Below are 15,738 nucleotides of genomic sequence, written 5' to 3'. Positions count from 1 at the left end.
CTACTTCTTGGCGGTCGCCCAGGCGTGCTGGACCGTCAAGTCGGCCTTGATTTCCGCCAGTTGGACGGCCACCGCTGAGGGGGCGGTGCCGCCACGGCCGTCACGGGAGGCGAGCGCGCCCGCAACGTCGAGGACCGTACGGACCTCCGGCGTCAGGTGCTCGGAGATCTTCGCGAACTGCTCGTCGGTGAGCTGGTCCAGCTCGATGCCGTGCGCCTCGCACTCCTTGACGCACTCCCCCGCGACCTCGTGCGCGACCCGGAACGGCACGCCCTGCTTGACCAGCCACTCGGCGATGTCGGTGGCGAGCGAGAACCCTGCCGGGGCGAGCTCCTCCATCCGCTCCCGGTTGACGGTGAGCGTGGCCATCATGCCGGTGAAGGCGGGCAGCAGGACCTCCAGCTGGTCGCAGGAGTCGAAGACGGGCTCCTTGTCCTCCTGGAGGTCCCGGTTGTACGCGAGCGGCAGCGCCTTCAGGGTCGCGAGCAGGCCCGTCAGGTTGCCGATCAGGCGCCCGGACTTGCCGCGCGCCAGCTCCGCGATGTCCGGGTTCTTCTTCTGCGGCATGATCGACGAACCGGTGGAGAAGGCGTCGTGCAGGGTCACGAAGGAGAACTCCTTCGTGTTCCAGATGATGACCTCCTCGGCGATCCGCGACAGGTTCACGCCGATCATCGCGGTGATGAAGGCGAACTCGGCGACGAAGTCCCGCGAGGCGGTGCCGTCGATGGAGTTGCCGGCCGAGCCGCGCTCGAAGCCCAGGTCGGCGGCGACCGCCTCCGGGTCGAGCCCGAGCGAGGAGCCCGCGAGCGCGCCGGAACCGTACGGCGACACGGCGGTCCGCTCGTCCCACTGGCGCAGGCGCTCGGCGTCCCGGGACAGGGACTGGACGTGGGCCAGCACATGGTGGGCGAAGAGGACCGGCTGGGCGTGCTGGAGGTGCGTGCGGCCCGGCATGGCGACGTCCGCGTGCGCCTCGGCGAGACCGACCAGCGCGTCCTGGAGCTCGGCGATCAGGCCGCCGATGATCCGGGCGTGGTCGCGCAGGTACATCCGGAAGAGCGTGGCCACCTGGTCGTTGCGGGACCGGCCGGCCCGCAGCTTGCCGCCGAGGTCGGGGCCGAGGCGCTCAAGGAGGCCCCGCTCCAGGGCGGTGTGCACGTCCTCGTCGGCGATGGTGCCCACGAAGGAGCCGTCGGCGACGTCCCCTTCGAGCCGGTCCAGGCCCGCGATCATCCGCTGGAGCTCGTCGGCCGTGAGCAGCCCCGCCTTGTGGAGCACGCGGGCGTGGGCGCGGGAGCCCGCGATGTCGTACGGCGCGAGCCGCCAGTCGAAGTGGACCGACGCGGACAGCTTCGCCAGCGCCTCGGCGGGCCCGTCGGCGAAGCGGCCGCCCCAGAGCCGGACGTCACCGTTGTTGCTGCTCACAGCTATTGCTCCTCAAGCCTGTGGATGTGCGGTCGCCTCCCCGCCGCGGAGGAACGGGGAGGCGACACGTATAACGAGTCGTTGTTGCGCGAGGTCCCGTCGGGCTATGCCCGCAATTGACGCTGTGCGGCGATCTTCGAGGACAGGCCGAAGATCTCGATGAAGCCCTGCGCCTTGGACTGGTCGAAGGTGTCGCCCGAGTCGTAGGTCGCCAGGTTGAAGTCGTACAGCGACTCCTTGGACTTCCGGCCGGTCACGACGGCCCGGCCGCCGTGCAGGGTCATCCGGATGTCGCCGGTGACGTGCTGGTTGGCCTCGTTGATGAAGCCGTCCAGGGCGCGCTTGAGCGGGGAGAACCACAGGCCGTCGTAGACCAGCTCGCCCCAGCGCTGCTCGACCTGCCGCTTGTAGCGGGCCAGTTCGCGCTCGACGGTGACGTTCTCCAGCTCCTGGTGGGCGGTGATCAGCGCGATCGCGCCCGGCGCCTCGTACACCTCGCGGGACTTGATGCCGACGAGCCGGTCCTCGACCATGTCGATCCGGCCGATGCCCTGGGCGCCGGCCCGCTCGTTGAGCTGCTGGACCGCCTGGAGGACGGTGACGGGCACGCCGTCGATGGCGACGGGCACGCCCTCCTTGAAGGAGATGACGACCTCGTCGGCCTCGCGCGGGGTGGCCGGGTTCGCGGTGTACTCGTAGATGTCCTCGATCGGCGCGTTCCAGATGTCCTCCAGGAAGCCGGTCTCGACGGCCCGCCCGAAGACGTTCTGGTCGATGGAGTACGGCGACTTCCTGGTGGTCGCGATCGGGAGGTTCTTCTCCTCGCAGAAGGCGATCGCCTTGTCCCGGGTCATCGCGTAGTCACGCACCGGGGCGATGCACTTCAGGTCGGGGCCGAGCGCGGAGATGCCGGCCTCGAAGCGGACCTGGTCGTTGCCCTTGCCGGTGCAGCCGTGGGCCACGATCGAGGCGTCGTGCTTCTTGGCGGCGGCCACCAGGTGCTTGACGATGGCCGGCCGCGAGAGGGCCGAGACCAGCGGGTAGCGGTCCATGTAGAGGGCGTTGGCCTTGATCGCCGGGAGGCAGTACTCGTCGGCGAACTCGTCCTTCGCGTCGGCGACTTCGGCTTCCACGGCACCGCAGGCGAGTGCGCGCTTGCGGATGACGTCCAGGTCCTCGCCACCCTGGCCGACGTCCACGGCGACAGCGATGACCTCGGCGCCCGTCTCCTCGGCGATCCAGCCGATGGCGACGGAGGTGTCCAGACCGCCCGAGTAGGCGAGTACGACGCGCTCGGTCACTTGATTCTCCTTACCCCGCATGCACTGATGGGCATAACTATGCAATAGTCCGTATGTTTTGTCAATGCGCTCGGGGCGGCTCCGGGACGCGGGCCGCCCACCCGGGCCCCAGAGCCCGGAATCCGCCTGCCGGTCCGGCCCCTCACGACGCATAATCCAGGCCATGGGAAAGACCTACGAACGCATAGACGGACGACTCAGGACCTTCATCGAGGAGCAGCACATCTTCTTCACCGCGACCGCTCCGCTCGACGGCGAGGGGACCATCAACCTCTCCCCCAAGGGCCTGGGCGGTTCCTTCGCGGTTCTCGACGACAAGACCGTGGCCTATCTCGACTTCGCCGGCAGCAACGCCGAGACGATCGCCCACCTCCGCGAGAACGGCCGCATCACCCTGATGTGGTGCGCCTTCCAGGGGCCGCCGAACATCGTGCGGGTGCACGGCAGGGGCGAGCCCGTCTTCCGCGACGACCCGCGCTTCGAGGAGCTGCTCGCCCGCTTCACCGGCATCGACCCGACGCCGCACGGCCTGCGCGCCATCGTCGTCGTCACCGCCGAGCTCGTCCGCGACACCTGCGGATACGCCGTGCCCACCATGTCGTACGACGAGGACCGCGACCTGCACGCCAAGCGCTTCGCGCGCGAGGACGACGAGAGCCTGAGCGCGTACTTCGCTAAGAAGGAGCACGTCGCCACCAGCATCGACGGACTGCCGGGGCTGCCGCTCCCGCTCCCCCGCCGCATCGCCTGACCGCCCGGTCGCCCCGGGCCCGGATCCCGCATACGGAGCAACCCGGGCCGGGTCGACCGGCCCGGCAGGGCGGCGGCGCATACGGTCCGGAGCATGCGTATCGCCGCTCTGCTCCTCGCGTCCCTGCTGATCCCGATGACCGCGCCCGCGCACACCGAGCCGCTGCCCGAGCGGATGGCCCGCACCGGTGGCGGCAGTCAGCTCCTGACCGCCGAGGCGCCCGCCGCCGGGGCCACCACGGGCCGGCTCACCTGGTGGGACCGGCGCCGCGGGCGCTGGGTGGCGGTGGGCTCGGCGCCGGCCAGGTTCGGCGCGAACGGCCTGGCCGAGGGCGACCGGCGCACCCAGGGCACCGACACCACACCGACCGGCCTGTACCCGCTCCCGTACGCCTTCGGGGTCGCGGCCGCCCCGCCCGGCACCTGGTATCCCTACCGGCGTGCGACGGACCGCTCCTGGTGGTGCCAGGACAACGCGTCCCGCGCGTACAACCGCTGGGTGGAGGGCCTGCCCGCGGACTGCCGGGCCACGGAGTCCGAGCATCTGACGGCGTACGCGAGCCAGTACGCCCACGCCCTGGTCATCGGCTTCAACTACCACCACCGGGTGCGCGGCCGGGGCGCCGGGATCTTCCTGCATGTCAACGGGCGCGGCGCGACGGCCGGTTGCGTGTCGGTGCCCGCCGAGGCGATGGCGCGGGTGCTCGCCTGGGTGAGACCCTGGCGGCGCCCGCACATCGCGATCGGCACGGCCGGCGGCCCGACCGCGATCACTCGTTACTGAATCCGTGCGCAGCGGGCCAGTTGGGGGACTGGAACCCCCAACTGCCTTGCTAGCGCGACTCGTTCTGGGCGAGGCGCAGCAGATGGTCGGCCAGCGCCTGGCCGCCCGACGGGTCGCGGCTGATCAGCATCAGCGTGTCGTCGCCCGCGATCGTGCCGAGGATGTCGTGCAGTTCGGCCTGGTCGATGGCCGAGGCGAGGAACTGCGCGGCTCCCGGCGGGGTGCGCAGGACCACCAGATTGGCGGAGGCCTCGGCGGAGATGAGCAGCTCCGCGGAGAGCCTGCGCATCCGCTCCTCCTTCGCCGACTCCCCCAGCGGCGCCTTCGGCGTGCGGAAGCCGCCCTCGCTGGGCACCGCGTAGATCAGCTCGCCCCCGGTGTTGCGGATCTTCACCGCGCCGAGCTCGTCGAGGTCGCGGGAGAGCGTCGCCTGGGTGACGCTCAGCCCGTCGTCCGCGAGCAGCTTGGCGAGCTGGCTCTGGGACCGCACCGGCTGCCGGTTGAGGATGTCCACGATCCGGCGGTGGCGGGCGGTGCGGGTCTGCGGTACGGCGGGGCCGCCCGGCTCGGAGTCCTGCGCCTCGTCGGTCATCGTCGTCTCATTCTCCGGATCGTCCGTCCCCGCCTGCTGCTTCGAGAACGCCGGGCAGCGCCCCGAGGAAAGCGTCCACCTCCGCGTCACCGATGATCAGCGGCGGCATGAGCCGTACGACATCGGGGGCGGGCGCGTTGACCAGGAAGCCGGCGTCCTGAGCCGCCTGCTGCACCTGAGGTGCGAGGGGCTCGTTGAGCACGATACCCAGCAGCAGCCCCGCACCACGGACGTGGGAGACCAGCGGGTGGGCCAGCGCCTCGATTCCGCCGCGCAGCTTCTCGCCGATCCGCTTGACCCGGTCGAGCACTCCGTCGGCGGAGAGCGTGTCGATCACGGCGAGACCGGCGGCGCAGGCGACCGGGTTCCCGCCGAAGGTGGTGCCGTGCATCCCGGGCTTGAAGAGGTCGGCCGCCGCGCCGAACGCGACGGTCGCACCGATCGGCAGACCGCCGCCGAGGCCCTTGGCGAGCGTGACGATGTCGGGGTCGACGCCCTCGTGCCGCTGGTACTCGAACCAGGCGCCGGTCCGGCCGATGCCGGTCTGCACCTCGTCCAGGACGAGCAGCGTGCCGGTCGCGCGGGTGATCTCCCGGGCGGCCTTGAGGTAGCCGGCCGGCGGGACGACGACGCCGCTCTCGCCCTGAATGGGCTCGATGATCACCAGCGCGGTCTCTTCGGTCACCGCGGCCCGCAGCGCCTCGGCGTCCCCGAACGGTACGTGGGTGACGTCGCCGGGCAGCGGCCGGAACGGCTCCTGCTTCTTGGGCTGGCCGGTGAGCGCGAGCGCGCCCATCGTCCGGCCGTGGAAGCCGCCGTCGGTGGCGACCATGTGGGTGCGCCCGGTCAGCCGGCCGATCTTGAAGGCGGCTTCGTTGGCCTCGGCGCCGGAGTTGCAGAAGTAGACGCGTCCGGGCCGGCCGAAGAGCTGGAGCAGCCGTTCGGCGAGCGCCACCGGCGGCTCGGCGACGAACAGGTTCGAGACGTGGCCGAGCGAGGCGATCTGCCGGGTGACGGCCTGCACGACGGCGGGGTGGGCGTGGCCGAGCGCGTTGACCGCGATGCCGCCCACGAAGTCGGCGTACTCGGCGCCGTCCGCGTCCCAGACCGTGGCGCCCGCGCCGCGCACCAGCGACAGCTTCGGGGTGCCGTAGTTGTCCGCCATGACGTGCTGCCAGCGCTCTGCGAGTTCCTGGTTGGTCACCGCGCTCCGCCTTGTCCGTCGGGCACGACCATCGTGCCGATGCCTTCGTCGGTGAAGATCTCCAGCAGGATCGAGTGCTGCACCCGTCCGTCGATGACGCGCGCGGTGTTGACCCCGTTGCGCACGGCGAACAGGCAGCCCTCCATCTTGGGGACCATGCCGCTGGAGAGTTCGGGCAGCAGCTTCTCCAGCTGAGAGGCCGTCAGTTTGCTGATCACGTCGTCGCTGTTGGGCCAGTCCTCGTACAGGCCCTCGACGTCGGTGAGGACCATCAGGGTCTCGGCGCCCAGCGCAGCCGCAAGTGCCGCAGCCGCCGTATCAGCATTGACGTTGTAGACATGTCCGTCGTCCTGGGAGCGGGCGATCGAGGAGATGACCGGGATCCGGCCGTCGTCCAGGAGCGCCTGGATGGCGCCCGGGTCGATCGCGGTGATCTGGCCGACCCGGCCGATGTCGACCAGTTCGCCGTCGATCTCGGGGCGGTGCTGGGTGGCGGTGATGGTGTGGGCGTCCTCGCCGGTCATGCCGACGGCGAGCGGACCGTGCTGGTTGAGCAGCCCGACCAGTTCGCGCTGCACCTGCCCGGCGAGCACCATGCGGACCACGTCCATGGCCTCGGGCGTGGTGACCCTGAGGCCCGCCTTGAACTCGCTGACCAGGCCCTGCTTGTCGAGCTGGGCGCTGATCTGCGGTCCGCCGCCGTGCACGACGACGGGCTTGAGGCCGGACTGGCGCAGGAACACCACGTCCTGGGCGAAGGCGGCCTTCAGCTCCTCGTCGATCATGGCGTTGCCGCCGAATTTGATGACCACGGTCTTGCCGTGGTGGCGGGTCAGCCAGGGCAGCGCCTCGATGAGGATCTGCGCCTTGGGCAGTGCGGTGTGCTTGCGAGTGCTCATGAGCTGTACGCGCTGTTCTCGTGGACGTAGTCGGCGGTGAGGTCGTTGGCCCAGATGACGACGGGCTCGCAGGCGCCGGCGGCGAGGTCGGCGGTGATCCTGACCTCGCGGTAGCGCATGTCGACCAGGTCGCGGTCCTCGCCGACGGAGCCGTTCTTGCAGACCCAGACGCCGTTGATGGCGACGTTCAACCGGTCGGGGTCGAAGGCGGCCTTGGTGGTGCCGATGGCGGAGAGCACCCGGCCCCAGTTGGGGTCCTCGCCGTGGATGGCGCACTTGAGGAGGTTGTTGCGGGCGATGGACCGCCCGACCTCGACGGCGTCGTCCTCGTCGGCGGCGTTGATCACCTCGATGCGGATGTCCTTCGACGCGCCCTCCGCGTCGCCGATGAGCTGGCGGGCCAGATCGTCGCAGACGGTCCGTACGGCCTCGGCGAACTCGGCGTATTCCGGGGTGACTTGGGAGGCGCCCGACGCGAGCAGCAGGACCGTGTCGTTGGTGGACATGCAGCCGTCGGAGTCGACCCGGTCGAAGGTGGTGCGGGTCGCGTCGCGCAGCGCCTTGTCGAGGGTGGCCGCGTCCAGGTCGGCGTCGGTGGTGAGCACCACGAGCATGGTGGCGAGCCCGGGGGCGAGCATGCCCGCACCCTTGGCCATGCCGCCGACCGTCCAGCCGTCCCTGGTGACCACGCTCGTCTTGTGCACGGTGTCGGTGGTCTTGATGGCGATGGCGGCCTTCACGCCGCCGTGCGGGGAGAGTTCGGCGGCCGCCTGCTCGATGCCGGGGAGCAGCTTGTCCATCGGGAGCAGCACGCCGATGAGCCCGGTGGACGCGACGGCCACCTCGCCCGCGCTGTGCCCTTCGAGCACCTCGGCGACCTTCTCGGCGGTGGCGTGGGTGTCCTGGAAGCCCTTGGGGCCCGTACAGGCGTTGGCGCCACCGGAGTTGAGGACGACCGCGCCGACCGCGCCGCCCTTGAGCACCTGCTCGGACCACAGGACCGGGGCCGCCTTGACGCGGTTGGAGGTGAAGACGCCCGCGGCGGCGCGGCGGGGCCCGGTGTTGACCACGAGGGCCAGGTCCGGGTTGCCGTTCTGCTTGATCCCGGCGGCGATGCCCGCCGCCGTGAACCCCTTGGCTGCCGTCACGCTCACGGCGCAACTCCGATCGTCGTAAGGCCCGTCGACTCGTCGAGTCCCAGGGCGATGTTCATGCTCTGCACCGCGCCGCCGGCGGTGCCCTTCGTGAGGTTGTCGATGGCGCTGATGGCGATGACGCGCCCCGCGCTCTCGTCGTACGTCACCTGCACCTGAACGGAGTTGGACCCGTACACGGAGGCGGTGGCGGGCCACTGCCCCTCGGGGAGCAGGTGCACGAACGGCTCGTCCGCGAAGGCCTTCTGGTACGCGGCCCGTACGCTCTCGGCGGTGACGCCGCGCTTCGCCTTCGCGGAACAGGTGGCGAGGATGCCGCGGGACATGGGCGCGAGGGTGGGCGTGAAGGAGACGGTGACGGCCTCGCCCGCCACGGCGCCGAGGTTCTGGATCATCTCGGGGGTGTGCCGGTGCCCGCCGCCGACTCCGTACGGCGACATGGAGCCCATGACCTCGCTGCCGAGCAGGTGCGGCTTGAGGGCCTTGCCCGCGCCGGAGGTACCGGTGGCGGCGACGATCACGGCATCGGGCTCCACGAGTCCGCTCTGGTACGCGGGGAAGAGCGCGAGGGAGACGGCGGTCGGGTAGCAGCCGGGGACGGCGATGCGCCGGGCCGACTCCAACGCGGCGCGCCCGCCCGGCAGTTCGGGCAGTCCGTACGGCCACGACCCGGCATGCGCCGAACCGTAGAACTTCTCCCAGTCGGCCCGGTCGCGCAACCGGAAGTCGGCCCCCATGTCGACCACGAGGACGTCGTCGCCGAGTTGCTCGGCGACCGCCGCGGACTGCCCGTGCGGCAGCGCCAGGAAGACGACGTCGTGCCCGGCAAGCACCTCGGCGGTGGTCGGCTCCAGGATGCGCCCGGCCAGCGGCACGAGATGCGGCTGAAGCGTGCCGAGCGGCTGCCCGGCGTTGGAGTTCGCGGTCAGCGCCCCGATCTCGACCCCGGGATGCCCGAGCAGCAGGCGCAGCAGCTCCCCGCCCGCATACCCACTGGCCCCCGCTACTGCCGCACGTACCGCCGCCATCGAATCCATCCTCCTCGGTGATGGCATGACTATACGCAGCAATGCAGTTTTATGCAAAGGTTTGCGGTGCGGACCCCGGCCGATGTCAGCTCCCGTCGCCGCCCAGCTCCCCCAGCCTCCGCTCCAGGAAGGCCCGCTCGGCCGCGTTCCGCGTCCGGTCGAGCGCCCGCTCGTACGCCCGGGACGCCTCCTCGCTCCGGCCCAGGCGGCGCAGCAGGTCCGCCCGGGTGGCGTGGAAGAGGTGGTACGGGTCCAGGTCGAGCGCGTCGACCAGGGCGAGGGCCTCGGCCGGGCCCTCGGTCTCGGCCACCGCGACGGCCCGGTTCAGGGCCACCACCGGCGTCGGAGCGAGGGCGAGCAACTGGTCGTACAGCCGCCGGATCTGGTGCCAGTCCGTCGCCGCCGCCGTCGGGGCGTCGCTGTGCACGGCGTTGATCGCGGCCAGGATCTGGTACGGGCCCGGCCGGTTGCGGCGCAGGCAGCGGCGCACCAACTCCTGTCCCTGCGCGATGAGTTCGTGGTTCCAGCGGGTGCGGTCCTGGTCCGCGAGGAGCACGAGCCGGCCGTCCGGGGTCGCGCGGGCGGCCCGGCGCGACTCGGTGAGCAGCATCAGCGCGAGCAGACCGAGGGCCTCGGGCTCGTCCGGCATGAGCTCCGCCAGGAGCCGGCCCAGGCGCAGGGCCTCCGCGCAGAGGTCGTCCCGTACGAGGCGCTCGCCCGAGCTCGCCGCGTACCCCTCGTTGAAGATCAGGCAGACGACGGCGAGCACCGCGCTGAGCCGGTCCGGGAGGTCCGCCTCGTGCGGGACGCGGTACGGGATGCGGGCGTCGCGGATCTTGCCCTTGGCCCGCACCAGGCGCTGGGCCATCGTCGGCTCGGGCACCAGGAACGCGCGGGCGATCTCCGCGGTGGTGAGCCCGCCCAACAGCCGCAGGGTCAGGGCGACTTGGGCGGTCGGGGCGAGTGAGGGGTGGCAGCAGGTGAAGATCAGCCGGAGCCGGTCGTCGCGCACGGGGCCCTCCTCGGCGGGGTCGTCGGCGGCGTACGACTGGGCCCGCCGGGCGGCCTCGGCCTGCCGCTCCGCTCGGGTCGCCTCCCTGCGCAGGCGGTCGACGGCCCGGCGGCGGGCGGTGGTGATGATCCAGCCGGCCGGGCTCGGCGGCGGCCCGTCCTCGGGCCACCGGGCCACCGCCGTCGCGAACGCGTCCTGCACGGCCTCCTCGGCGAGGTCGATGTCGCCGAGGGCGCGGACCAGTACGGCCACCGCGCGGCCGTACTCCGCGCGGAAGACGGCCTCGATCGCGGCCTCCCCCAGGGGCTCGCCCATCAGTCCTCGGCTTGGCCGTGGAAGGGCCGCACCTCGATGGGGAGCGTCGTCGCGCGGTGGGCCCGGCGGCCCCATTCCAGCGCGGCGTCGAGATCGGGCGCCTTCACGATGCACAGCCCGCCGAGGTACTCCTTGCTCTCGATGTAGGGGCCGTCGGTGGTGAGCACGTCGCCGTTCTTCGCGCGGAGCACGGTGGCCGTGCTCGGGGCGGCGAGCCCCCCGGCGAACACCCAGGCCCCGGCGTCCTTCAGCTCCTGGTGGAACACCTCCAGGTTCGCCACGATGCGCGCCATCTCCTGAGGCGCGGGCGGGGTCCCGTCGGCGGGCTGGAGCACGCTGAGCAGATAGTGCTTCGAGTTCGTCATCGCTGTTCGTCTCCTCGGACGGTGGCGCCCCGTCGGGGCGGCCTTCACTCCCTATACGAACGGGCGCGCGCCGAATCGACACGGGACGCGGCCGCGCGGCGATATTTTTCTGCGCCCGGACCGGCTTTCTGCCACGGATCCGATGACTTTCCGGCGCGGGCGCGGTCTGCACGAGCAGTACGGGGCCGTACGAGCCGTACGGACAGGTACCGAGCCGTAGGACCACCGAGTCGGGAGACGCACATGACGACGGACAGCAGCGCCGGGCAGACGGCCGCGACCGGGCCCCTCGCGGGCCGGAACGCCGTGATCTACGGGGCCGGGGGCTCGATCGGTTCGGCCGTCGCGCGAACCTTCGCCCGCGACGGCGCCCGGGTCTTCCTGACCGGCCGGACGCGGCAGAGCCTCGACCGGGTCGCCTCGGAGATCACCGCGGCGGGCGGCCGGGCCGAGGTGGCGGTCGTGGACGCGCTCGACGAGAAGGCGGTCGAGGAGCACGCCCGGCAGGTGGTCGGGCGGGCGGGCAGCCTCGACGTCTCGTTCAATCTGATCGGGCGGGGCGACGTGCAGGGCGTCGCGCTCACCGACCTGCCCACGGCGGACTTCCTGCGCCCCATCACGAACGGCATCACCTCCGGCTTCATCACGGCCAGGACGGCGGCCCGGCACATGGCAGAGCAGGGCTCCGGCGTCATCCTGGCGCTGAACAGCGGCTCGGGCCGGGCCGGCAGCCCGATGATGGGCGGCACGGGTCCGGCGGACGCCACGCTCGACGTGCTCGTCCGCAACCTCGCGATGGAGATGGGGCCGCGCGGCGTACGAGTGGTGGGGATCTGGACCGCGGGCCTGCCCGAAACCCTCTCCCGCGAGAAGCTGAACGCCGTCAACGACCAACTCCAGCTGGACGAGGCCGGGTTCGAGGCGCTCCTCGGCCAACTCGCCGCCATGCGCATGCTGCGCCGCAGCCCCAAGCTCTCGGAGATCGCCGAGACCGCGGCCTTCCTCGCGTCGGACCGGGCCGGAGCCATCACGGCCACCTTCGTGAACGTGACGGGCGGGATCTTCGCCGACTGACCGACCGGCGGATGTCGTACGGTTCCGGGCAACCGAGCTGGGAGGACACCCGTGGGTGAGAACAAGCGGCTGATGCTGGCCGGCGAGTGGTACGTCCCCGACGACCCCGAACTCCGCGACGACACCGAGCGCCGCATCGAGCTGTGCGCCGCCTACAACGCGGCCGCTGCGGCACCGCCCGCCGACCGGCACAAGATCCTGGCGGAACTCCTGGGTTCGGTGGACGCATCCGTACGCATCAGAGCACCGTTCCAGTGCGACTTCGGCTACAACATCAGCATCGGCGCCGGTACGTTCGTGAACTTCGGCGGGGTCTTCCTCGACACCGGCCGGATCACGGTCGGCGCCGATGTTCAGATCGGCCCGAACGTCCAACTCCTCACGCCCACCCACGAGTTGGACGCCGAGCGGCGACGGGCGGGCTGGGAGAAGGCCGAGCCCGTCACCATCGGGGACAACGTGTGGCTGGGCGGCGGGGTGATCGTCTGCCCCGGCGTGACGATCGGCGCCAACACGGTGGTGGGCGCGGGCGCCGTCGTCACGAGGGACCTGCCACCGAACGTTCTGGCCGTCGGCAATCCGGCCCGGGTCGTCCGCGCACTGCCCTGAGCCGGAGAGGGAAGCGGGTGGCACGGGGCTACTGCACGCCCAGCGCCATCCACTTGTCCGTCGTTTCCAGCGCGCGGAATCCGATCTTCTCGTAGACGCCGTGGGCGTCCGCCGTGGCGAGCAGGATCCGGCGCAGCCCGTCCGGCTCCAGCTGGTCCCGGACGGCGCTCACCAACGCGGTGCCGAGCCCCTTGCCGCGGGCGGCGGGGTCGACGTACACATCGCAGAGCCAGGCGAAGGTGGCGTGGTCGGTGACGATCCGCGCATAGGCGAGCTGCTCGCCCGAAGTCCGGTCGTACGCCCCGAAGTTGAGGGATCCGGCGATGGCGGCATCCTGCTTCGCACGACTGCGGCCGAGCGCCCAGTAGGCGTCGGTGGAGAGCCAGTGGTGGACCCGGGCCGGGTCGAGGCGCGCGGGGTCGCTGGAGATCACGTACTCACGGAAGATCACATCGCTCATACCGGGAGCCTCGCAGGCGGCGATCCGATTGTCAGTGGCGGATGCCACGCTGTCCTCATGAATCCAGCCGCGACGGACCACCGCTGCCCCACCGGAACTGCTCGACGGCACCGAGTTCCGATGCGCCCTCTATCCCACATGTCCCGCATATCCCGCCCCTAGCCCAGCACTTCATCCAGTGCCGTGCGCAGCCTGCGTACCCCCTCGGTGATCTCCGTGCGGCCCGTCACGCCCGCGAAGCTGAGGCGGATGTGGGCGGCGGGGGGTTCGGCGCTGAAGTAGGGGCGGCCGGGGGTGACGGCGACGCCCGCGCGCAGGGCGGCGGAGAGGAAGGCGGGCTCGGGGGCGCCGTCGGGCAGGCGGAACCAGAGGTGGTAGCCGCCGGACGGGACGTGGGGCAGGGCGAGTTCGGGGAGGTGGTGCAGGACAGCGGCGGCCAGGGTGTCCCGGCGTGCCGTCAACTCGGCGGAGACGGCACGCAGATGGCGGCTCCAGGCCGGGGAGCCGACGAGTTCGAGGGCGGTCTCCTGAAGGGGGCGCGGGACGAAGAACGAGTCGACGACCTGGATGGCGCGCAGCCGTTCCCGTACGGGCCCGCGGGCGGCGAGCGCGCCGACCCGCAGGCTCGGCGAGGTCGCCTTGGTGAGGGAGGAGACGTGCACGACGACGCCGTCGGGGTCGTCGGCGGCGAGCGGGGCGGGCAGCGGGGGTGCGTCCTCGTGGACGAGTCTGCGGCCGAAGTCGTCCTCCACGACGAACGCGCCGAAGGAGTGGGCGATGCGGACCACTTCGCGGCCGCGGTCCGGGGCGAGGAGGGCACCGGTCGGGTTCTGGAAGAGGGGCTGGCAGATGAAGACGCGGGCGCCGGTGGCCCGGAAGGCCCGGGAGAGGAGTTCGGGGCGCACCCCGTCGCGGTCGACCGGCACCGGCACGGGGCGCAGGCCCGCCGCGCGGGCGATGGCCAGCATGCCGGGATAGGTGGGTGATTCGACCAGGACGGGTGCGCCGGGCGCGGCGAGCGCGCGCAGGGTGGTGGTCAGCGCGGTCTGGCCGCCAGCGGTGATCAGCACATCGGCGGCGGTGACGGTGCCGCCGATCTCGCGGGCGAACCACTCGCGCAGCTCGGTGAGCCCGTCGACGGGCGGTCGGCCCCAGGCGCCGGGGCGGCGACCGGCCCGTGCGAGGGCCGCGGCCATGGCCTGCTCGGGCCGCAGCCCGGGGTCGAGGTAGCCGCCGCTGAAGTCGATGACACCGGTCGGCGGCATGGTGAGGCTGACCAGGACTCCACCCGCGTCGACCGCGCGCGGCGCCGGATCGGTGGCGCCGTCGGCGCTGAGCGCGACCTCCTGCCAGGAGGTGTCACCGGGTCGCGCGGTGACCGTGCGCGGCTCCGCGCGGTAGGCGCCCGCGCCGGGGCGGGTGACGACCAGGCCCTCGGCGACGAGCCGGGCGAGCGCGCGCGAGACCGTCACCGGGGAGACCCGGTAGCGCTCGACCAGGACCCGGCTCGACGGCAGCTTTCCGCCCACCGAGTAGCGGCCGAGCTCGGCCCGCAGGGATTCTGCCAATTCGGCCACACTGCTACGCTCATGCATGACAGCACAGGATAGCGCTACTCCCCTTACGTCGATAGCGGTCAGCAGCGGCGGCAGTCCGGCCCTGCCGCGCGGGACGGTGCTCGCCGCACTCGGCGTGGTCTCCTTCTCGCTCACCTTCCCCGCCACCGCCTGGGGCCTGGAGAGCTTCGGGCCCTGGTCGCTGGTGTCGCTCCGGATCGCGCTGTCCGCACTGATCGCCGGTGCGCTGCTGCTCGGCCGGCGGGTGCCGTTCCCCGACCGGGCGCACTGGCCCGGCCTCGCGGTGGTCGCGGGCGGCTCACTGGTCGGGTTCCCGCTGCTCACGACGATCGCGTTGCAGACCTCCACGACCTCGCACGCCGCCGTGGTGATCGGGCTGCTGCCGCTGGCCACCGCGGCGCTGGGCGCGGTGCGCACCCGGCGGCGGCCGTCGCGGGCGTTCTGGCTGGCCGCGCTGGCCGGGGCCGCGGTGGTGGCGGTGTTCACGGTGCAGCAGAGCGGCGGCGCCCTGTCCACCAGCGATGTGTACCTGTTCGCCGCACTGCTCGTCTGCGCCGCCGCCTACGTCGAGGGCGGCAGGCTGGCCGCGGTCATGCCGGGCTGGCAGGTGGTCGGCTGGGCGCTGGTGCTGTGTCTGCCGCTCGCCCTGGCCGGGGCCGCGATGGCGCTCGCGTACGAGCCCTGGCGGCTCACCGCGCACGGAGTGACCGGGCTGCTCTGGGTGGCCGCGGGCTCCAACTTCTTCGGCCTCTACGTCTGGTACCGCGGCCTCGCGGCGATCGGCGTGCCGAAGGCCAGCCAGCTCCAATTGGCCCAGCCGCTGCTCACCCTCGTCTGGTCGGTGCTGCTGCTCGGCGAGCGCCTGTCCCCGGCCGCCCCGCTCGCGGCCGTCGGGGTCCTGGTGTGCATCGCGGTGACCCAGCGGGCCAGATCCTGAGCGGTGGCGACTTCCGCGCACCGTCCTAGACTGGCCGCATGCGAGCAAGCGTGGGCGACCGAATCCTTGTACACGGCAGGACCGTCGGCCAGCACGACCGGCAGGCCGAGGTCATCGAAGTGCTGGGCCCCGACGGCAGCCCCCCGTTCCGCGTGCGGTTCGAGGACGGGCACGAAACCCTGATGTCACCGGGCCCGGACACGGTGGTGCGCCACATCGCCGAGGACGCGTAGCGGCGTACGGCCCCGG

General features: G+C 71.9%; 17 protein-coding genes. 6 read left to right on the top strand and 11 right to left on the bottom strand.

Annotated features, from left to right (window positions below; translation table 11 throughout):
• Positions 1–1,428: an argininosuccinate lyase gene (gene argH / locus ACIQ8J_RS10350; protein WP_403266100.1), complete on the bottom strand. Its 1,428-nt coding sequence runs from the start codon at positions 1,426–1,428 to the stop codon at positions 1–3.
• A gap of 104 nt (positions 1,429–1,532) precedes the next feature.
• Complete coding sequence (locus tag ACIQ8J_RS10345) at positions 1,533–2,729, bottom strand: argininosuccinate synthase (protein ID WP_403266097.1); 1,197 nt, start codon at positions 2,727–2,729, stop codon at positions 1,533–1,535.
• 163 nt (positions 2,730–2,892) lie between these two features.
• On the opposite strand from ACIQ8J_RS10345, the gene ACIQ8J_RS10340 reads away from it, so the two are divergent.
• The gene (locus ACIQ8J_RS10340; RefSeq protein ID WP_403266094.1) at positions 2,893–3,480 is read left to right on the top strand and encodes a pyridoxamine 5'-phosphate oxidase family protein; all 588 of its coding nucleotides are present in this window, start codon (positions 2,893–2,895) and stop codon (positions 3,478–3,480) included.
• Between the two features lie 93 nt (positions 3,481–3,573).
• Positions 3,574–4,263, top strand: a complete 690-nt coding sequence (locus ACIQ8J_RS10335; protein ID WP_403266092.1) for a L,D-transpeptidase — start codon at positions 3,574–3,576, stop codon at positions 4,261–4,263.
• 49 nt (positions 4,264–4,312) lie between these two features.
• On the opposite strand, the gene ACIQ8J_RS10330 is transcribed toward ACIQ8J_RS10335, so the two are convergent.
• The 7 genes from ACIQ8J_RS10330 to ACIQ8J_RS10300 form a co-directional block, all read right to left on the bottom strand.
• Complete coding sequence (locus ACIQ8J_RS10330) at positions 4,313–4,855, bottom strand: arginine repressor (RefSeq protein ID WP_403266090.1); 543 nt, start codon at positions 4,853–4,855, stop codon at positions 4,313–4,315.
• A gap of 7 nt (positions 4,856–4,862) precedes the next feature.
• Positions 4,863–6,020, bottom strand: coding sequence for an acetylornithine transaminase (locus ACIQ8J_RS10325; protein WP_403266603.1), 1,158 nt, complete (start codon positions 6,018–6,020; stop codon positions 4,863–4,865).
• Between the two features lie 35 nt (positions 6,021–6,055).
• Entirely contained in the window at positions 6,056–6,958 is a 903-nt protein-coding gene (gene argB / locus ACIQ8J_RS10320) for an acetylglutamate kinase (protein WP_403266087.1), read from the bottom strand.
• Positions 6,955–8,112: a bifunctional glutamate N-acetyltransferase/amino-acid acetyltransferase ArgJ gene (gene argJ, locus ACIQ8J_RS10315; protein ID WP_403266084.1), complete on the bottom strand. Its 1,158-nt coding sequence runs from the start codon at positions 8,110–8,112 to the stop codon at positions 6,955–6,957. Before argJ ends, argB begins: the two co-directional genes overlap by 4 nt.
• On the bottom strand, positions 8,109–9,140 hold the full coding sequence (argC, locus tag ACIQ8J_RS10310) for an N-acetyl-gamma-glutamyl-phosphate reductase (protein ID WP_403266081.1): 1,032 nt from the start codon (positions 9,138–9,140) through the stop codon (positions 8,109–8,111). Before argC ends, argJ begins: the two co-directional genes overlap by 4 nt.
• Before the next feature lie 85 nt (positions 9,141–9,225).
• Positions 9,226–10,467: an RNA polymerase sigma factor gene (locus ACIQ8J_RS10305; protein ID WP_403266079.1), complete on the bottom strand. Its 1,242-nt coding sequence runs from the start codon at positions 10,465–10,467 to the stop codon at positions 9,226–9,228.
• Positions 10,467–10,832, bottom strand: a complete 366-nt coding sequence (locus ACIQ8J_RS10300) for a YciI family protein (protein ID WP_403266076.1) — start codon at positions 10,830–10,832, stop codon at positions 10,467–10,469. The genes ACIQ8J_RS10305 and ACIQ8J_RS10300 overlap by 1 nt, the downstream gene beginning before the upstream one ends.
• A gap of 243 nt (positions 10,833–11,075) precedes the next feature.
• Here ACIQ8J_RS10300 and ACIQ8J_RS10295 point away from each other — a divergent pair, with 243 nt between their 5' ends.
• Positions 11,076–11,906, top strand: coding sequence for an SDR family NAD(P)-dependent oxidoreductase (locus ACIQ8J_RS10295; RefSeq protein WP_403266073.1), 831 nt, complete (start codon positions 11,076–11,078; stop codon positions 11,904–11,906).
• 51 nt (positions 11,907–11,957) lie between these two features.
• Positions 11,958–12,515 (top strand): sugar O-acetyltransferase, encoded by a 558-nt coding sequence (locus ACIQ8J_RS10290; protein WP_403266070.1) that lies wholly within the window; start codon positions 11,958–11,960, stop codon positions 12,513–12,515.
• Positions 12,516–12,543: 28 nt separating this feature from the next.
• On the opposite strand, the gene ACIQ8J_RS10285 is transcribed toward ACIQ8J_RS10290, so the two are convergent.
• Positions 12,544–12,975, bottom strand: a complete 432-nt coding sequence (locus tag ACIQ8J_RS10285) for a GNAT family N-acetyltransferase (RefSeq protein ID WP_403266068.1) — start codon at positions 12,973–12,975, stop codon at positions 12,544–12,546.
• A 158-nt stretch (positions 12,976–13,133) separates the two neighbouring features.
• The gene (locus ACIQ8J_RS10280; protein ID WP_403266065.1) at positions 13,134–14,570 is read right to left on the bottom strand and encodes a PLP-dependent aminotransferase family protein; all 1,437 of its coding nucleotides are present in this window, start codon (positions 14,568–14,570) and stop codon (positions 13,134–13,136) included.
• Between ACIQ8J_RS10280 and ACIQ8J_RS10275 the strand changes: the two genes are divergently transcribed.
• Both ACIQ8J_RS10275 and ACIQ8J_RS10270 read left to right on the top strand, forming a co-directional pair.
• Positions 14,569–15,489, top strand: coding sequence for a DMT family transporter (locus ACIQ8J_RS10275; protein ID WP_403266063.1), 921 nt, complete (start codon positions 14,569–14,571; stop codon positions 15,487–15,489). The two genes, ACIQ8J_RS10280 and ACIQ8J_RS10275, sit on opposite strands and share 2 nt — an antisense overlap.
• Before the next feature lie 38 nt (positions 15,490–15,527).
• Positions 15,528–15,722 carry a DUF1918 domain-containing protein gene (locus ACIQ8J_RS10270; protein WP_403266061.1) on the top strand — a complete coding sequence of 65 codons (195 nt, stop codon included), beginning with the start codon at positions 15,528–15,530 and terminating at the stop codon, positions 15,720–15,722.
• Positions 15,723–15,738 lie beyond the last annotated feature (16 nt).

It is taken from the genome of Streptomyces sp. NPDC094147 (assembly GCF_044764265.1).
Lineage (GTDB): Bacteria > Actinomycetota > Actinomycetes > Streptomycetales > Streptomycetaceae > Streptomyces.
The sequence above is the reverse complement of the archived record's forward strand: the minus strand, read 5'-3'. Positions and strand labels throughout refer to the sequence as shown.

Coding starts and splice junctions, on each gene's coding strand:
- ACIQ8J_RS10340 (WP_403266094.1), top strand. CDS start 2,893: ATGGGAAAGACCTACGAACGCATAGACGGACGACTCAGGACCTTCATC.
- ACIQ8J_RS10335 (WP_403266092.1), top strand. CDS start 3,574: ATGCGTATCGCCGCTCTGCTCCTCGCGTCCCTGCTGATCCCGATGACC.
- ACIQ8J_RS10330 (WP_403266090.1), bottom strand. CDS start 4,855: ATGACCGACGAGGCGCAGGACTCCGAGCCGGGCGGCCCCGCCGTACCG.
- ACIQ8J_RS10325 (WP_403266603.1), bottom strand. CDS start 6,020: ATGGCGGACAACTACGGCACCCCGAAGCTGTCGCTGGTGCGCGGCGCG.
- argB (WP_403266087.1), bottom strand. CDS start 6,958: ATGAGCACTCGCAAGCACACCGCACTGCCCAAGGCGCAGATCCTCATC.
- argC (WP_403266081.1), bottom strand. CDS start 9,140: ATGGCGGCGGTACGTGCGGCAGTAGCGGGGGCCAGTGGGTATGCGGGC.
- ACIQ8J_RS10305 (WP_403266079.1), bottom strand. CDS start 10,467: ATGGGCGAGCCCCTGGGGGAGGCCGCGATCGAGGCCGTCTTCCGCGCG.
- ACIQ8J_RS10300 (WP_403266076.1), bottom strand. CDS start 10,832: ATGACGAACTCGAAGCACTATCTGCTCAGCGTGCTCCAGCCCGCCGAC.
- ACIQ8J_RS10295 (WP_403266073.1), top strand. CDS start 11,076: ATGACGACGGACAGCAGCGCCGGGCAGACGGCCGCGACCGGGCCCCTC.
- ACIQ8J_RS10285 (WP_403266068.1), bottom strand. CDS start 12,975: ATGAGCGATGTGATCTTCCGTGAGTACGTGATCTCCAGCGACCCCGCG.
- ACIQ8J_RS10275 (WP_403266063.1), top strand. CDS start 14,569: ATGACAGCACAGGATAGCGCTACTCCCCTTACGTCGATAGCGGTCAGC.
- ACIQ8J_RS10280 (WP_403266065.1), bottom strand. CDS start 14,570: ATGCATGAGCGTAGCAGTGTGGCCGAATTGGCAGAATCCCTGCGGGCC.
- ACIQ8J_RS10270 (WP_403266061.1), top strand. CDS start 15,528: ATGCGAGCAAGCGTGGGCGACCGAATCCTTGTACACGGCAGGACCGTC.